Annotated in this window: 12 protein-coding genes and 1 tRNA gene; 9 read left to right on the forward strand and 4 right to left on the reverse strand. The window is 62.2% G+C overall.

Going from position 1 to position 15,550, the window contains the following annotated elements; translation table 11 throughout:
* Positions 1–21 precede the first annotated feature (21 nt).
* On the forward strand, positions 22–2,157 hold the full coding sequence (locus BG83_RS0104415) for a glycoside hydrolase family 28 protein (protein WP_080693646.1): 2,136 nt from the start codon (positions 22–24) through the stop codon (positions 2,155–2,157).
* Between the two features lie 6 nt (positions 2,158–2,163).
* Here BG83_RS0104415 and hpnD read toward each other — a convergent pair whose 3' ends face one another.
* Positions 2,164–2,997 (reverse strand): presqualene diphosphate synthase HpnD, encoded by an 834-nt coding sequence (hpnD, locus tag BG83_RS0104420; protein ID WP_024975581.1) that lies wholly within the window; start codon positions 2,995–2,997, stop codon positions 2,164–2,166.
* Positions 2,998–3,183: 186 nt separating this feature from the next.
* On the opposite strand from hpnD, the gene BG83_RS0104425 reads away from it, so the two are divergent.
* The 3 genes from BG83_RS0104425 (at position 3,184) to BG83_RS0104435 (ending at position 7,791) form a co-directional block, all read left to right on the forward strand.
* Positions 3,184–4,392, forward strand: a complete 1,209-nt coding sequence (locus tag BG83_RS0104425; RefSeq protein WP_024975582.1) for an efflux RND transporter periplasmic adaptor subunit — start codon at positions 3,184–3,186, stop codon at positions 4,390–4,392.
* A 42-nt stretch (positions 4,393–4,434) separates the two neighbouring features.
* Positions 4,435–7,554, forward strand: a complete 3,120-nt coding sequence (locus tag BG83_RS0104430) for an efflux RND transporter permease subunit (RefSeq protein ID WP_024975583.1) — start codon at positions 4,435–4,437, stop codon at positions 7,552–7,554.
* Between the two features lie 150 nt (positions 7,555–7,704).
* Positions 7,705–7,791 (forward strand) — tRNA-Leu (locus tag BG83_RS0104435).
* Between the two features lie 207 nt (positions 7,792–7,998).
* On the opposite strand, the gene BG83_RS0104440 is transcribed toward BG83_RS0104435, so the two are convergent.
* Both BG83_RS0104440 and BG83_RS0104445 read right to left on the reverse strand, forming a co-directional pair.
* Positions 7,999–8,187 (reverse strand): CsbD family protein, encoded by a 189-nt coding sequence (locus tag BG83_RS0104440; RefSeq protein ID WP_024975584.1) that lies wholly within the window; start codon positions 8,185–8,187, stop codon positions 7,999–8,001.
* A gap of 172 nt (positions 8,188–8,359) precedes the next feature.
* Positions 8,360–9,679, reverse strand: coding sequence for an MFS transporter (locus tag BG83_RS0104445; protein ID WP_024975585.1), 1,320 nt, complete (start codon positions 9,677–9,679; stop codon positions 8,360–8,362).
* Positions 9,680–9,841: 162 nt separating this feature from the next.
* Between BG83_RS0104445 and cyoA the strand changes: the two genes are divergently transcribed.
* From cyoA to BG83_RS0104470, 5 genes are all read left to right on the forward strand, one after another.
* Positions 9,842–10,894, forward strand: coding sequence for a ubiquinol oxidase subunit II (cyoA, locus tag BG83_RS0104450; protein WP_024975586.1), 1,053 nt, complete (start codon positions 9,842–9,844; stop codon positions 10,892–10,894).
* A 115-nt stretch (positions 10,895–11,009) separates the two neighbouring features.
* Positions 11,010–13,013 (forward strand): cytochrome o ubiquinol oxidase subunit I, encoded by a 2,004-nt coding sequence (cyoB, locus tag BG83_RS0104455; RefSeq protein WP_024975587.1) that lies wholly within the window; start codon positions 11,010–11,012, stop codon positions 13,011–13,013.
* Positions 13,006–13,671, forward strand: coding sequence for a cytochrome o ubiquinol oxidase subunit III (gene cyoC, locus BG83_RS0104460; RefSeq protein WP_024975588.1), 666 nt, complete (start codon positions 13,006–13,008; stop codon positions 13,669–13,671). The genes cyoB and cyoC overlap by 8 nt, the downstream gene beginning before the upstream one ends.
* The gene (gene cyoD / locus BG83_RS0104465; RefSeq protein ID WP_024975589.1) at positions 13,668–14,096 is read left to right on the forward strand and encodes a cytochrome o ubiquinol oxidase subunit IV; all 429 of its coding nucleotides are present in this window, start codon (positions 13,668–13,670) and stop codon (positions 14,094–14,096) included. Before cyoC ends, cyoD begins: the two co-directional genes overlap by 4 nt.
* 7 nt (positions 14,097–14,103) lie before the next feature.
* Positions 14,104–14,529 carry a GNAT family N-acetyltransferase gene (locus BG83_RS0104470; RefSeq protein ID WP_024975590.1) on the forward strand — a complete coding sequence of 142 codons (426 nt, stop codon included), beginning with the start codon at positions 14,104–14,106 and terminating at the stop codon, positions 14,527–14,529.
* 9 nt (positions 14,530–14,538) lie between these two features.
* Here BG83_RS0104470 and BG83_RS0104475 read toward each other — a convergent pair whose 3' ends face one another.
* Positions 14,539–15,435 (reverse strand): LysR family transcriptional regulator, encoded by an 897-nt coding sequence (locus BG83_RS0104475; RefSeq protein WP_024975591.1) that lies wholly within the window; start codon positions 15,433–15,435, stop codon positions 14,539–14,541.
* Between the last annotated feature and the right edge of the window lie 115 nt (positions 15,436–15,550).

Below are 15,550 nucleotides of genomic sequence, written 5' to 3' on the forward strand. Positions count from 1 at the left end.
TGCGTGAGTGCATTGCAGGCAATGAAAAAACGGCGCCGACAGTCCGCTGGGCTGGTGGCGATGCTGATCGCAACAGCAATCGGGCTGGCAGCATGCGGCGGCGGCGATACGACATCGTCGAACACATCGAGCACGGGCACCGGCAGCCCCGCAGCCGCCGTCTTCCAGGTCGGCACGGCAACCACCGATGCAAATCTGCCGCCCGAGCCAACGCTGCCGACCGATGCGCAGGTCTGCGCGACACTGCAGGCGAGCAATTCACTCGTGAGCCGGCCGGACGGTGCGCTGCCGCCGGAGGCTGATCCCTCGACAGTTGGCGTGGGTGTTGCCGTGACGACGGCGAAGGCGAACCCAGATCAGGCACGCATCCAGGCCGCGCTCGATGCGTGCGGTGCGTCGGTCGACGCGGAAGTCGGTGCAACCATCGCTGCGGCGGATGCGACTGCCACGGCTGCACAGACGGCGGCTGCAGTCCCCAATGTCAACATCGCCGGTGCGACTGGCGAAGAGCTTGCGAAATCGCAGTACCGTGCGTCCAAGTTTGCCGTGCGTCTTGTTGTGAACCCGAGCGGTCCGGGCAACGCGTTCATCAGCGGCCCGCTGACATTGCCCTCGGGCGTGACGTTGTGGATCGACAAGGGCGTCACGCTGTATGCGTCGCGCGACGTCATGGCGTATTCGCCCAGCGCGGCAGGGCCGTACTGCGGCAACACGGCCGTCAGCGCGACAAAGGCCGGCAGCTCCAGCAACTGCACGGCGTTGATCACCGGAACGAATATCGTGAACTCCGCCGTTGTTGGTGATGGGCGGATCGATGGCCGAGGCTACGCAGAAATCGTCACGTCGAATGCGAAGTACCCGCTGATGAAGGTCGACCTGACTTGCTCGAACACGTATGCCGCGTATAAGACCGGCACCGTAGCGACTGACGGTACGCCTTGCGACAACGGCGGCACGCTGGTCGATTCGAAATCGCCGGCGCGCAACATGACGTGGTGGGATCTGGCCTATCTCGGCAACATGGTCGACAACGGCACGACGGGCATCGGATCGCAGTCGAACTTCCGCCTGATGGTCTTCAACTATGCGAAGAACCTCACGCTGTATCGCGTCACGCTGAGCAACAGCCCGAACTTTCACGTCGTGCCCAGCGGCGTCGATGGCCTCACTGTCTGGGGCGTGAAGGTGCAGACGCCCAACCTTGCCGCGTTTGCGAACCCGGCTGGCAACGGCAACCCGCTGTACACCGGTGCGACGTTCACGCGCGACAACGTGAAGAACACGGATGCGTTTGATCCGGGTTCGGCCTCGAAGGCGATCTCGGGCAAGTTGTCGACCGGCAGCACGACCACATCAGCCGGGCCCGTCTCGTTTGATGGCTATCTGAAGAACTTCGTGTTTGCCTACAACTACGTCAGCACAGGCGACGACGACATCGCGCTCAAGGGAAGCGCCAACCCGTCACCGGCCGGTTCGGGCCTGTTCGGCGTCGATGGCAACCGTGGTGTGCGGTCCGACCGCAAATACGGCATCGTGATCGCGCACAACCATATCTACTGGGGCCACGGCATCTCGATCGGCAGCGAAACGAATGCCGGCGTGACGAACGTGCAGGTCTACGACAACGCTTTCTGGAATTCGGAAGAGGGCCTGCGCATCAAATCGGACTACGCGCGCGGCGGCGAAGTCAGCAACATCCAATACGCCAATATCTGCATTCGCGATGCGACGAACGCGCTCCTGTTCACGCCGTACTACAGCACGAAGGCCGTGCCGTCGGGCGGGCCGCTGTATCCGAATTTCCACGATATCTCGCTGAACAACGTGGTCATTCAGGGCAGCGCGGGGGTCAAGCTGCAGGGCTTTGAAGCGAACACCGGTGGATATGGCGAGCCGGCATTCCCGCTCGGAATGTCGCTGACCAACGTGATTGCCGATACGCCAGCCAGCATTGCAGTGACGTCGTCGGACGCCAACCTGACGCTCAACAACACGAACCTGCCGCTGTTCCCATCGACGGCAAATCGCGTGGCATTGACGGGCAGCCCAACGCAGTCGATCGATCCGAGCCAGTACCTTGATTGCTCAAAGGCGTTTGTTGATTTTCCTGGGATCGATCAGTCGAGCATTTTTGGCACGACCTGGGCTTCGCAATAAGGTGCGTCAGGTGCGGATCTGCGTCTTCCAGGCCAACCACAGCTTACGCAGCGGCGTCAGGTCCGTCCGCTGCGTCAGCACCTGGAAGCCGTCGGCTTCCACCTCGTCGAGCAGACGCATGGCCAGCACGCCGCGAATCAGCGCTGAACGCTGGGCGCGGCGATCTTCTGCCGGCAGCGCGGCCAGTGCTTCCTTGTACGTTGCGCGGGCACGCTCGGCCTGAAATGCCATCAACGGCTTGAAGCCCTCTGCGTACCGGCGGTTGAACAGATCGGCGGCCGGTACGTTGAAGCGCTGCAGTTCGTCCACGGGGATGTAGACGCGGTTATGGCGCACGTCTTCGCCCAGGTTCCGGACGAAATGGACGAGTTGCTCGGCCAGCGCCATCAGCCGCGCGAATTCCAGCGTGCGCGCATGCGATTGCCCGGCAATGCGAGCCGTCAGCCGACCTGCCACGCCAGCCACCTGATCGCCGTGGCGACGCAGGTTGGGCCAATCCAGATAGCGGTTCTGCATGGCGTCAGCCTCGACGCCGGCCAGTAATTCGCCCAGATGCACGGCGCCGATATCGTAGCGGGCCAGATGCGGCTGCAGTGCCTTGGCCGCCGGGTGCTCGGGGCGGCCGTCAAACAGCCGCGCCAGTTCTTGCCGCCACCACTGCAGTTTCGATTGCACGACCGCCGGATCGCTCGCGTCGCGTACGGCGTCTTCCAGCTCGCGGCGCACGGCTTCCAGGGCGATGGTCGCGTGGCGGCGTTCGGGTGCCAGAAACAATACGCTGTAGTACACGTCGCTGCCGGGCGGGGCCGCTTTGTCGGCGCAGTAATCGTCGGGGGTCACGGAAAGGGCCGTCGTGATGAGGTTTGAAGCAGGGCGGTCATTCTACAGCGCGTTGCAGTGCAGCATGCCGTAAAGCCTTGCCTACACCCTTACCAAGAAAAGTCAATCAGACGCGGCCGTGTCGTTGACCCTGCGCATTGCCGTGGGTATATTACTGACCGGTCAGTTATTTACTGAGAGCGTGTCATGCCAGCGTTGCGTTTGCCGTACCCGCATTCCGACTCCACCGGTTTCTCCGACACGCGGTCTCGGCCGCGCAGGCGTTCATTGCCGATGACGGCATCGGCCGCCTTGCTGGTTGGCGCGGCGCTGCTGGCCGGTTGCAGCAAGGAGGCGCCCAAGGCGCCCGAAGTACGCCCTGTGCGCACCATGACGGTCACCAGCGAGCAGGGCGCCGGCACGGCGGAGTTCTCCGGCGACGTACGCCCGCGCATTGAATCCCGCCTGGGCTTCCGCGTGCCGGGCAAGATCGTCGCCCGCCTGGTGGATGTGGGCGCCACCGTCAAGAAAGGCCAGGTGCTCGCGCGGCTGGACCCGACCGATCTGGCCCTCGCCCAGCAATCGTCCCAGGCGCAGTTGTCCGCCGCCAAGACCGACCGCGATCTGGCCGCGGCTGATCTCAAGCGCTATTCCGAGTTGTTCGCCAAGGGCTTCATCAGCGCGGCCGAGCAGCAACGCCATCAGGCCAACTATGACGCCGCACAAGCCCGCTACGAGCAAGCCGGGGCTGGCTATCGCAACCAGGTGAACCAAGCCGGATATGCCACGCTTGAAGCCGACGCCGATGGCGTGGTGACGGGCGTCGACGCCGAGGTCGGGCAGGTGGTGTCCGCCGGCCAGCCGGTCGTGCGCGTGGCTCAGACTGCAGAGAAGGAAGTCGTGGTCGGCATTCCTGAGGACCAGGTCGATACGCTGCGCAAATCGCCCGAGGTGAGCGTCAAGTTGTGGGCCGATCAGTCGCGCAGCATTCCGGCCAAGGTGCGCGAGATTGCTCCGTCGGCCGACCCGCTCACGCGCACGTATACCGTGAAGATTTCGATACCGAATCCGCCGCCTGAACTGAGGCTCGGCATGACGGCAGTGGCCACGTTTGTGCGGCCCGGCGGTGGCGCAGACAGCGGCGGCATGGGCGTTCGCGTGCCGATCAGCGCGCTGCTGCAGGATCAAGGCAAGAACGTGGTGTGGCTGTACGACGCCGCATCGCAAACGGTAAAGCCCGTGCCGGTGACGGTGGGGGCGCCGCGCGACAACGTGCTGCTGGTGACGAGCGGGCTTCAGCCCGGCCAGACCATCGTGACCGCTGGCGTGCACCTGCTCAAAGCCGGCCAGAAGGTGATGCCGATGGCGCCGGCCGATCAGCCGTCGGCGCAGTCCGCCATCACGCCGCGCCGGTAAGCCGCATCCGGCTCCCGCCCCAACACGCCAACCTTCGCGCGTATGGAACATTCCCGTTTCAACCTGTCACGCTGGGCGCTTGAACATCAACCGCTCACGCGCTTCTTGCTGGTGGCGCTGTTGCTCGGCGGCATCTTTGCGTATTCCAAGCTGGGGCAGGATGAAGATCCGCCCTTCACCTTCCGCGCGATGGTCGTGCAGGCCTTCTGGCCTGGCGCCACGGCCGAGCAGATGTCGCGCCAGGTGACCGACAAGATCGAGAAGGCACTGCAGGAAGTGCCTTACGCCTGGAAGATCCGCAGCTACTCCAAGCCCGGAGAAACGCTCGTGACCTTCCAACTGGCCGACACGTCTCCTGCCAAGGAGACGCAGCAGCTCTGGTACACCGTGCGCAAGAAGGTGGGCGATATCGCTCCGACGTTGCCGCAGGGCGTGCGCGGGCCGTACTTCAATGATGATTTCGGCGACGTGTATGGCTCGATCTATGCGCTGTCCGCCGATGGCTTTACATACCGCCAGCTGAACGACTACGCCGATGCGATCCGCCAGCAACTGCTGCGCGTGCCCAACGTCGCCAAGGTCGAGTTGCTGGGCGACCAGGACGAAAAGATCTACATCGAGTTCCAGCAGGCCAAGCTGGCGCAGATGGGCCTGGACATCAACAGCATCGCCACGCAGATCAGCCAGCAGAACAATATCGGCCCTAGCGGCGTGCTGGTCACGCCCACCGACAACGTGCAGATTCGCCTCTCAGGCCAGTTCTCGGACATCCGTGATCTGGAGAACCTGACGCTGCGCGGCCCCGGCGGCACGACAAACATCCGCCTGGGCGACATTGCCACGGTCAAGCACGGCTACGTGGACCCGCCGCACGCCAAGATGCGCTTCAACGGCAAGGAGGTGATCGGCTTGGGCATCTCGATGACCAAGGGCGGCGACATCATCCAGCTTGGCAAGGACTTGCGCGCGACGGTCGACAAGATCCGCGCGAAGCTGCCCGTGGGCGTTGAGATGGAGCAGGTGCAGAACCAGCCGAAATCGGTGCAGAGCTCCGTGGGCGAATTCGTGCATGTGCTGATCGAGGCCGTGGTGATCGTGCTGGGCGTGAGTTTCCTCTCGCTGGGTCTGCACACCAAGCCGAAGCTGCGCATTGACGTGTGGCCGGGCCTGGTGGTGGGCCTGACGATCCCGCTGGTGCTGGCGGTGACGTTCCTGTTCATGAACATCTTCGACATCGGGCTGCACAAGATTTCGTTGGGCGCGCTGATCATCGCGCTGGGCCTGCTGGTGGACGACGCGATCATCGCGGTCGAAATGATGGTGCGCAAGTTGGAAGAGGGCTTCTCCAAGATGGAGGCGGCCACCTTCGCGTACACCTCGACCGCCATGCCGATGCTGACCGGCACGCTCATCACTGCCACGGGTTTCCTGCCGGTGGGACTTGCGCGTTCGACGGTGGGCGAATACACGTTCGGCATCTTCGCCGTGACGGCATTGGCGCTGGTGCTGTCGTGGTTTGCCGCAGTGGTGTTTGTGCCGTATCTCGGCTTCCTGCTGCTGCGGACCAAATCGCATGTGGAAGGCGGTGGCCATCACGAGCTGTTCGACACGCCGTTCTACAACCGCTTCCGCGGCTGGGTGAACTGGTGCGTGGAGTATCGCAAGACGGTGATCATCATCACGCTGGTGGCGTTTGGCCTCGGCGTGTTCGGCTTCAAGTATGTCGAGAAACAGTTCTTCCCCGATTCCAGCCGCCCCGAGCTGATGGTGGAACTGTGGTTGCCGGAAGGCTCCAGCTTCAATCAGACCGAAACCGAAGCCAAACGCTTCGAAGCGCTGATGCGCAAGGAGCAGAACGTTGACAGCGTGACGCTGTTCATCGGCTCCGGCGCGCCGCGCTTCTATCTGCCGCTGGACCAGATTCTTCCGCAGACCAACGTGGCGCAGGCCATCGTGATGCCCACTTCGCTGGAGGCGCGCGAGGGTGTGCGGCAACACGTCATCGGGCTGCTCAAGTCGCAATTCCCGCATCTGCGTGGCCGCGTGAAGCTGCTGCCGAACGGGCCGCCGGTGCCGTATCCGGTGCAGTTCCGCGTGATGGGCCCGGATATTGGCGGGGTGCGCAAGATTGCCGATCAGGTCAAGGCCATCATGAGCGCCAATCCAAACACGGTGGGCGTGAACGACAACTGGAACGAGAACGTCAAGGTGCTTCGCCTGGACATCGACCAGGACAAGGCGCGCGCGCTGGGTGTGTCGACGGGGTCCATCTCGCAGGTTACGCAGACGGTGATGTCTGGCGCGCCCATCGCCCAGTACCGAGACGGCGACAAGCTGCTCGACATCGTGATGCGTCCGCAGGAGGACGAGCGCAATACGCTCGACGCCCTGCAACGCGTGCAGGTGCCCACCAGCAGTGGCCGTACGGTCCCGCTGACCCAGGTGGCGCGTGTGGGCTTTGCGTGGGAGCCCGGCGTGATCTGGCGTGAGAACCGCGACTACGGCATCACCGTGCAGTCCGACGTGGTGGACGGTGTGCAGGGCCCGACCGTGACGGCGCAGATCAACCCGCTGCTCGACAAGATTCGCGCTGACTTGCCACCCGACTATCAGATCAAGATTGCCGGCGCGGAAGAGGAGAGTGCCAACGCAGGTGCATCCATCGCTGCGCAGATGCCGCTGTGCATCTTCATCATCTTCACGCTGCTGATGCTGCAACTGCACAGCTTCTCGCGCTCGGTGATGGTGTTCCTGACCGGGCCGCTGGGGTTGATCGGCGCGGCGGCAACGCTGTTGCTGCTGCGGGCGCCGATGGGCTTTGTCGCGCAGCTCGGTATTACCGCGCTGATCGGGATGATCATCCGCAACTCGGTCATTCTGGTCGACCAGATCGAGCAGGACGTGGCAGCCGGCGTGCCAACTTGGAATGCCATTGTCGAGGCGGCTGTGCGGCGCTTCCGTCCCATCATCCTGACCGCTGCGGCGGCGGTGCTGGCGATGATTCCGCTGTCGCGCAGCGTGTTCTGGGGGCCGATGGCGGCCGCCATCATGGGTGGTCTGATCATCGCCACGGTGTTGACGCTGCTGTTCCTGCCGGCGCTGTATGCGGCGTGGTTCCGCGTCAAGCGGCCCGAGGCAGAGGCGGCTGCGCCGGCAGCCTGACCTTGCGGTCTTGCAGCAGGTGCCCGGGAGGGGACTCGAACCCCTGCTCCACGTGAGGCGGAGCGGGGGATGGAAACCCTCGAACGACTGCGATATAATCGCGGGCTTCCTTTCCGGCGCTCCTGTTCAGGGAGCGCCGCGATCCATCCGGCGAGGGTGGCGAAATTGGTAGACGCACCAGGTTTAGGTCCTGACGCCAGCAATGGTGTAGGGGTTCGAGTCCCCTCCCTCGCACCAAAACTCCATTTGAAGATCAACGATTTAGATTTTCAGGCCATTAAAAATCTGGCCAATCTTTTGCCAGATTTACACTCGATTGGCCTGCATCCTTGGGTGCGACCGTGAACCGTTGCGCGTGCGAGGGCTGCATATCTGCTCGGCTGTGAGCCCAGAAAAAAAAGGCGACCGGATGGTCGCCCTTTTTCTTAGCCATGCGCACGCCAATCAGCGGGACTTCTTTGCAATGTCCTTCGCTGCCTCCTTGACGTCTCCCGCCTCCTTGCGAGCTTGGCCGCCGGCCTGCTGGAGATCGCCCTTCAGCTCACGTGCAGGATTGTTGGTCGCTTTGCCCAAGGCCTCGTTGACCTTGCCCTTCATTTTCTCGACAGTACCTTTCACTTGATCCTTGTTCATGGTCTGCTCCTTTGAAAATGCGCTCTTGCGCACAGGAACGGGATAGCAGACAGCGTGCCTGGCGGCGTGATCGGACTGCGCGATGGAGCCCCCTTCGGTAATACGCTCGCATGCGGCACGCCACCCGCGCCGCACCGTGGAAATCAGCCTCCTGCGGGTTCCATGGACGGTACTACGCGTCTGGGGTGCCAAGTGCCTTATTGATCCGCAGCGCCACCAACGTCCCCACCACGCCCGAGAGCAGGTACAGGCTCACTGCACCCAGCCCGAACAGCGACGACAAACCTAGCGCCACGAGGGGCGCGAATGCCGCACCGAACAGCCATCCAAAATCGGTCGTCAGGGCAGCCCCGGTGTAGCGGAATCGGCTTTCGAAGTTGGAGGTGACCACGCCGGCCGCCTGGCCATACGACAGCCCCAGCAGACCGAAGCCGACCAGGATGAAGATGTCCTGCCCCGCAACACCGCCATCGAGCAGCCACGGCGCAGCCAGGCTGAAGATGCCGATCAGCACGGCCATGGCCGCCAAGGTGGTGCGTCGGCCGAAACGGTCTGCGATCAGGCCGGAGACCAGCGTACCCACAAACGCAATCGCAGCGCCGATGATCTGGACGGTCAGCACGGCAGGCACCGTCTGTGTCTTGCGCAGCGACACCCATGACAGCGGAAACACGGTGACCAGGTGGAATAGCGCGTAACTTGCCAGCGCGGCAAAGGCGCCCAGGAAGATATTGAAACCCTGCGCGTTCACCATCTGCAGGGTGCTGATGGGTTCCAGATCTTCTTCCTCAAGAAGTTGCGTGTATTCGTGCGTGACCACCAGCCGCAGCCGCGCAAACAGCGCCACCACGTTGATGGCAAAGGCGACGTAGAACGGATAGCGCCAGCCCCAATCGATAAATTCCTGAAAACTTAGGCTGGTGTAGAGGAACAGGAATAGCGCGCCAGCGATGATGAAGCCGGTGGGCGCGCCCAGTTGCCCAACCATGGCGTACCAGCCGCGCTTGTTTTCCGGCGCATTCAATGCCAGCAGCGATGGCAGGCCGTCCCACGAACCGCCAAACGCAATGCCCTGCATGAAGCGAAACAGCGCCAGCAGATAGATTGCCGAGTGGCCGATCGACGCGTACGACGGCAAGAACGCAATGCCCACCGTGGCTGTGCCAAGCAGGAACAACGACCCCGTCAGCTTGGTGCTGCGCCCCCATCGGCGCTGGATCCGCATGAACAGCGCCGTGCCGAAGGGGCGGCCGATAAAGGCGAACGAGAAGACCGTAAAGCTGAACAACAGCCCAGCCAGTTCACTCGCAAACGGAAAATAGACCGTAGGGAAAACCAGCACCGAGGCGATGCCGTAGACGAAAAAATCGAAGTACTCCGACGCTCGCCCGATCACGACGCCTATGGCGATCTCTGCCGGTGCAACTTCATGGTGTCCTGGTGCCGGAGGCGCAGTGGGCGACGCGCGATGCTGGTGGGTCAGACTTGCCATCGTGGAGTCTCCATCGAGATTTCGGGGGAGGAGGGGGGTGTCGTACGGCGATCTAAAAGTCCGTCATCACAAGACCAGAATAGCGCCTAAACTGCAACGACAAGTCGAAAGATCGTTGGGCCATCCCAGCGCGACGTTAACCAAACGCCACTTCCGAGACCCATGCCACGCTTCAATGCAGTAGTGACACCCCTTGGAATTACGGGAAGGTCGCTTTGGCGAGGTGCAGCAATTGCCTTGTTGGTGACCCTTGCTGGTTGTAGTAACGCTGTGCTGTTGGCGCCGGCTGGCGACATGGCGGTACGACAGCGGGACTTGATCATCATTGCAACATGCCTGATGTTGCTGATCATCGTGCCCGTGATCTTTCTCACGCTGCTGTTTGCGTGGCGATATCGGGAGAGCGCCGAAAACGCGAACTACAACCCCGATTGGGACCATTCCACCGTGCTGGAGCTGGCCATCTGGGCTGCGCCGCTGCTGATCATCATCACGTTGGGCGCCATCACCTGGGTCAGCACCCATCAGCTAGATCCGTATCGGCCGCTGACGAGACTGGATCAGAACCGTCCGGTGCCTGCCGAGACCAAGCCGCTCACCGTGGAAGTGGTGGCAATGGACTGGAAGTGGCTGTTCGTCTATCCCGAGCAAGGCATTGCCACTGTCAACGAGTTGGCTGCACCCGTCGACCGCCCGATTTCGTTCCACATCACGGCCACCACGGTCATGAACGCGTTCTTCGTGCCGTCGCTGGCAGGCATGGTCTATGCGATGCCGGGCATGGAGACGAAGCTTCATGCGGTGATCAACCGGCCTGGCGTCTATGACGGGTTCTCTTCCAACTACAGCGGCGCGGGCTTCTCGCACATGCGGTTCAAGTTCCATGGGCTGTCGAACGAAGAGTTCGACCGGTGGGTCCAGCAGGTCAAGTCGTCGGGTACGCCGCTGTCGAAGGACGCCTATCTGAAGCTTGCCAAGCCCAGCGAGAGCGAACCCGTGCAGCGCTACGCCAGCGTGGCGCCAGACCTTTATGACCGCATCCTGAACCGCTGTGTGGATGGCCAGGCATGCCTGGCCGACACCATGGCGAGCAACCGCAACGTAAGGCGCTTCGACCCGTCGGCGGAAATCTGTACCGCCAGCAATACGGCCGATGCCATGCCGATGTTTGCGCCGGATGCGGCCATCAACGACGGTCGAAGGCTGTTGCGGTAGCCGAGGGCCCTGAGTCGTTCCGGCCCTTTGCGCTTTTCAGCTATTTCAGTCCCTTTGACGTTTTTCGCCAACATTGATCGGCCAGAATTGGTCAATACAGGCACAGGTGACATCCATGCCCGAGCGTTCCGAACTCGCCAACATGATCTTTGGCCGCCTGACGTGGGAGGCCATTCCGTATCACGAGCCCATCCTGCTTGCTACCTTCGCGGTCGTCGCGCTTGGCGGCCTTGTGGTGGTCGGGGCGCTGACGTACTTCCGCCTCTGGGGCTATCTCTGGCGTGAATGGTTCACCAGCATCGACCACAAGAAGATCGGCATCATGTACGTCGTGCTGGGTATCGTGATGCTGCTGCGCGGCTTTGCCGATGCCGTCATGATGCGGATCCAGCAGGCGGTGGCGTTTGGCGACAACCTTGGCTACCTGCCACCGCATCACTACGACCAGATCTTCACTGCGCACGGCGTGATCATGATCTTCTTCGTGGCCATGCCGCTGGTGACGGGGCTGATGAACTTTGTCATGCCGTTGCAGATTGGCGCGCGCGACGTGGCGTTTCCGTTCCTCAACAACTTCAGTTTCTGGATGACCACGGGTGGCGCCATCTTGGTGATGATGTCGTTGTTCGTGGGCGAATTCGCACGCACCGGCTGGCTGGCCTATCCGCCGCTATCGGGCATCCTTGCGAGTCCCGATGTGGGGGTCGATTACTACATATGGGCATTGCAGATAGCGGGGGTCGGTACCGTGCTATCGGGCATCAACCTGCTGGTGACCATCGTCAAGATGCGTGCCCCGGGCATGACGCTGATGCGCATGCCGATCTTTACGTGGACGGCACTGTGCACCAACGCGCTCATCGTTGCAGCGTTTCCGGTGCTGACGGCCGCCGTGACACTGCTCGCCTTGGACCGCTACGTCGGCACCCATTTCTTTACGGTCGAGCAGGGCGGCAGCGCGATGATGTATGTGAACCTGATCTGGATCTGGGGCCACCCCGAGGTCTACATCCTTGTGCTGCCCGCATTCGGCATCTTCTCGGAAGTGGTGGCCACGTATTCGCGCAAGCGCCTGTTCGGCTACGCGTCGATGGTCTATGCAACAGTCGTGATCACCGTGCTGTCGTACCTGGTCTGGCTCCATCACTTCTTCACCATGGGGTCGGGCGCCAGCGTCAACTCGTTCTTCGGGATCACAACGATGATCATCTCGATCCCGACCGGGGCCAAGATCTTCAATTGGCTGTTCACGATGTACCACGGCAAGATCCGCTTCGAGCCGCCCATGCTGTGGACAGTCGGGTTCATGGTCACATTCGTCATTGGCGGCATGACGGGCGTGCTGTTGGCGGTGCCACCGGCGGACTTTTCGCTGCACAACAGCCTGTTCCTCATTGCGCATTTCCATAACGTGATCATTGGCGGCGTGCTGTTCGGCCTCATGGCCGGCATTACGTACTGGTTCCCCAAGGCCTTTGGCTACCGCCTCGTGTCGTCGTGGGGTAAAGCGTCGTTCTGGTTCTGGTTTGTCGGCTTCTACGTTGCGTTCATGCCGCTGTACTGGCTGGGCATGCTTGGCGTAACGCGCCGCATGAACCATTTCGACGATGCGTCGTTGCAGATCTGGTTCCAGATCGCCGCCTTTGGCGCGCTGCTGATCGCCATCGGCATTGCCTGCTTCCTGATCCAGCTTGTGGTGAGCTTCCTGCGCCGCGAGGAACTGCGAGATACGACAGGCGACCCTTGGAACGGCCGCACGTTGGAATGGTCAACATCGTCGCCGCCGCCGCAGTACAACTTCGCATTCACGCCGCTCGTACATGATTCCGACGCCTGGTGGCAGATGAAGCAGTACGGCTACCGGCGTCCGCAGGAGGGCTTCAAGCCGATTCACATGCCCAAGGGCACCGCTGCAGGCATCGTGCTCGCGGGGCTGTCCACGGTGTGCGGCTTTGCGCTGATCTGGCATATCTGGTGGCTGGCCATCCTGTCGTTCGCGGCCACGATCGTCTCGGCAATCATTCACACCTTCAACTACAAGCGCGACTACTACATCCCGGCGGAAGATGTGGTCCGGACCGAAGCATCGCGCACCCAACTGATGGCAGGCCATGGCTGAAACGACCACATCCCTGCATGTGACCGGCCCCACGGGTACCACCACGGTGGATGACGTCCCGCCGGGCGGCTACCAGTTCCACGTCACCGAAGAGCCCCATGTGCCAAATGGCACGCTGCTCGGGTTCTGGCTGTACCTGATGAGCGATTGCCTGATATTTGCGTGCCTGTTTGCCGCGTATGGCGTGCTGGGCCGCGAGTATGCAGGCGGGCCCACCGGGGCAGAACTGTTCGAGCTGCCGCTGGTGGCGCTCAACACATCGTTCCTGCTGCTGTCGTCCATCACCTATGGCTTTGCGATGCTGCAGATGCAGCAGAACAAGGTCTCGGCCATGCAGATCTGGCTGGCCATCACGTGGGTCTTCGGCGCTGCGTTTCTTGCGGTGGAGCTTTACGAATTCGCGCACCTGATACACGAGGGCGCGGGGCCGACGCGCAGCGCGTTCCTGACCTCGTTCTTCTCGCTGGTCGGCACGCACGGGCTGCACGTAACGTTTGGCCTGATCTGGTTGATCGTGCTGATGCTGCAAGTGTCAAAGCACGGGCTGATCACTGCCAACAAGCGCCGGCTGATGTGCCTGTCGATGTTCTGGCACTTTCTGGACGTTGTCTGGATCGGCGTCTTTACCTTCGTCTACCTGATGGGAACGCTGCCATGAGCGCGCAAGATCAAACGATGAACGGCCACGGTGATACCCACGATGGTCATCACCACGAAGAAGAGGTCGGACCGCACGCCACGCTGGGCGGTTACCTGACGGGTTTTGTGCTGTCCGTCTTCCTGACGGCGATTCCGTTCTGGCTGGTGATGGGGAACGTCTTCGACAGATCATCGACCACGGCGGTGGCGATCCTGCTCATCGGGGCGGTGCAGATCGTGGTGCACATGATTTACTTCCTGCACATGAACGCCAAGTCCGAGGGCGGCTGGAACATGCTGTCGCTGATGTTCACGCTGGTGCTGGTGGTCATTACGCTTAGCGGTTCACTCTGGGTGATGTACCACCTGAACGCGAACATGATGCCGCATATGCGTCCGCCAGCGCAGTCGAGCCCCGTCAACCTGCCGGCCCGAACACAGTAGGGCTGGCATGCACGCTCCAGAAATCATCGTCACCAACGAGGCGGATGACGAATCGATCCAGATCATCGGCAACGGGCTGAACCACTTCAACGATCAACACGTCGGCTATGGCGACCGGCAACCGCTTGCGGTGCTGGTCCGCGATCCGCAGAGCGGCGACGTGGTGGGCGGCGCGAGCGGGCGGACATCGTTGGGGCTGCTGTTTCTCGATCTGTTCCATCTGCCCGAGACGTTGCGCGGCATGGGCATTGGCACTGAGGTGTTGCGCCGGTTTGAAGACGAGGGCCGCCGCCGCGGTTGCCGCTCGGCGGTGGTCTATACGATCAGCTTTCAGGCGCCGCAGTTTTACGAACGCAACGGCTGGGTACGGTTTGGAGAGGTACCTTGCGATCCGCCTGGTACGAGCCGGATCTTCCTCAGCAAGACGCTGTGAGTTAAGCCCTCAGGGCTTCACGTTCTCTTGCGCCGCGGCTTCGAGGTACTCGAGAAAGCGGCTTGCTACCGGCTCTGCATCGCCCGTGCGTCGCAATGACAGCACGGGCGATTCTTTTTTGCCGCCAGCCAGCGGCACAAAGCTGACACGCGCGTCGCCGGCGTGTTGCAGCGTCTTGGGCACCAGCGCCACGCCCATGCCGAATCCCACCATCGTCACCACCGTTTGCCACAGCCGTGCCTCGTGACGAATCACGGGGCTGAAGCCCGCATCCACGCACAGCGCGATGATCAGGTCGTGATAGTGCGGCGACACCGTGCGCGGAAAGAGGATGAACGGCTCTTGCGCAAGTGCGTCCAGCTCCAGGCTCTTGCGACGCGCCAGCGCGTGGCCAGCGGGCAAGCAGGCGACGAAGGGTTCCGAGAAGATCGGCGTGGAAACGACCTCGGCGGGAAACGTGCCCCAGTACGCGCAGCCCAGGTCGATCTGCTGGCGCTGGATCGCCTGGACCTGCTCGCCGGTGTTCATCTCGCGCAGGATGATTTCCACGGCCGGGTGGTCGGCCTCGAAGCGCTCCACCGCGCGCGGCAGGCCCCGATACAGCATCGAATTGACGAAGCCCACGCGAAGCCGGCCCGCCAGCCCGTGGGCGGAGCGCTGTGTGATGCGCTCGACTTCCGCCGCTTGCTGCAACAGCTTGCGGGCCTCATCCAATAGCACCTGGCCGGCGTTGGTGAGCGCCACGCTCTTGTTGGTGCGCGCGAGCAGTTGCACGCCCAGCTGATCTTCGAACTTGCGGATGTCGAAACTCAGTGCGGGCTGCGAGATGAACAGCCGTTGTGCCGCACGCCCGAAGTGCAGTTCTTCCGCCACGGCAACGAAGTAGCGCAGCTGTTTCAGGTCCATGGCCGTCTTGTTAAACGATAAGGAATATTTATCGTACCGGATAAAACCTGTATTGGACGATTATCGATGGCGTTTCTATGCTGGCCGGACAAAACAGGAGACAGCGAGGCCACCC

This window comes from Ralstonia pickettii (assembly GCF_000607165.1).
GTDB lineage: Bacteria > Pseudomonadota > Gammaproteobacteria > Burkholderiales > Burkholderiaceae > Ralstonia > Ralstonia holmesii.

Excerpts from the sequence above, each read along its gene's own strand:
- BG83_RS0104425 (WP_024975582.1), top strand. The coding sequence starts at position 3,184 with ATGCCAGCGTTGCGTTTGCCGTACCCGCATTCCGACTCCACCGGTTTC.
- cyoA (WP_024975586.1), top strand. The coding sequence starts at position 9,842 with ATGCCACGCTTCAATGCAGTAGTGACACCCCTTGGAATTACGGGAAGG.
- cyoC (WP_024975588.1), top strand. The coding sequence starts at position 13,006 with ATGGCTGAAACGACCACATCCCTGCATGTGACCGGCCCCACGGGTACC.
- BG83_RS0104430 (WP_024975583.1), top strand. The coding sequence starts at position 4,435 with ATGGAACATTCCCGTTTCAACCTGTCACGCTGGGCGCTTGAACATCAA.
- BG83_RS0104415 (WP_080693646.1), top strand. The coding sequence starts at position 22 with ATGAAAAAACGGCGCCGACAGTCCGCTGGGCTGGTGGCGATGCTGATC.
- cyoB (WP_024975587.1), top strand. The coding sequence starts at position 11,010 with ATGCCCGAGCGTTCCGAACTCGCCAACATGATCTTTGGCCGCCTGACG.
- cyoD (WP_024975589.1), top strand. The coding sequence starts at position 13,668 with ATGAGCGCGCAAGATCAAACGATGAACGGCCACGGTGATACCCACGAT.
- BG83_RS0104475 (WP_024975591.1), bottom strand. The coding sequence starts at position 15,435 with ATGGACCTGAAACAGCTGCGCTACTTCGTTGCCGTGGCGGAAGAACTG.
- BG83_RS0104445 (WP_024975585.1), bottom strand. The coding sequence starts at position 9,679 with ATGGCAAGTCTGACCCACCAGCATCGCGCGTCGCCCACTGCGCCTCCG.
- BG83_RS0104440 (WP_024975584.1), bottom strand. The coding sequence starts at position 8,187 with ATGAACAAGGATCAAGTGAAAGGTACTGTCGAGAAAATGAAGGGCAAG.
- BG83_RS0104470 (WP_024975590.1), top strand. The coding sequence starts at position 14,104 with ATGCACGCTCCAGAAATCATCGTCACCAACGAGGCGGATGACGAATCG.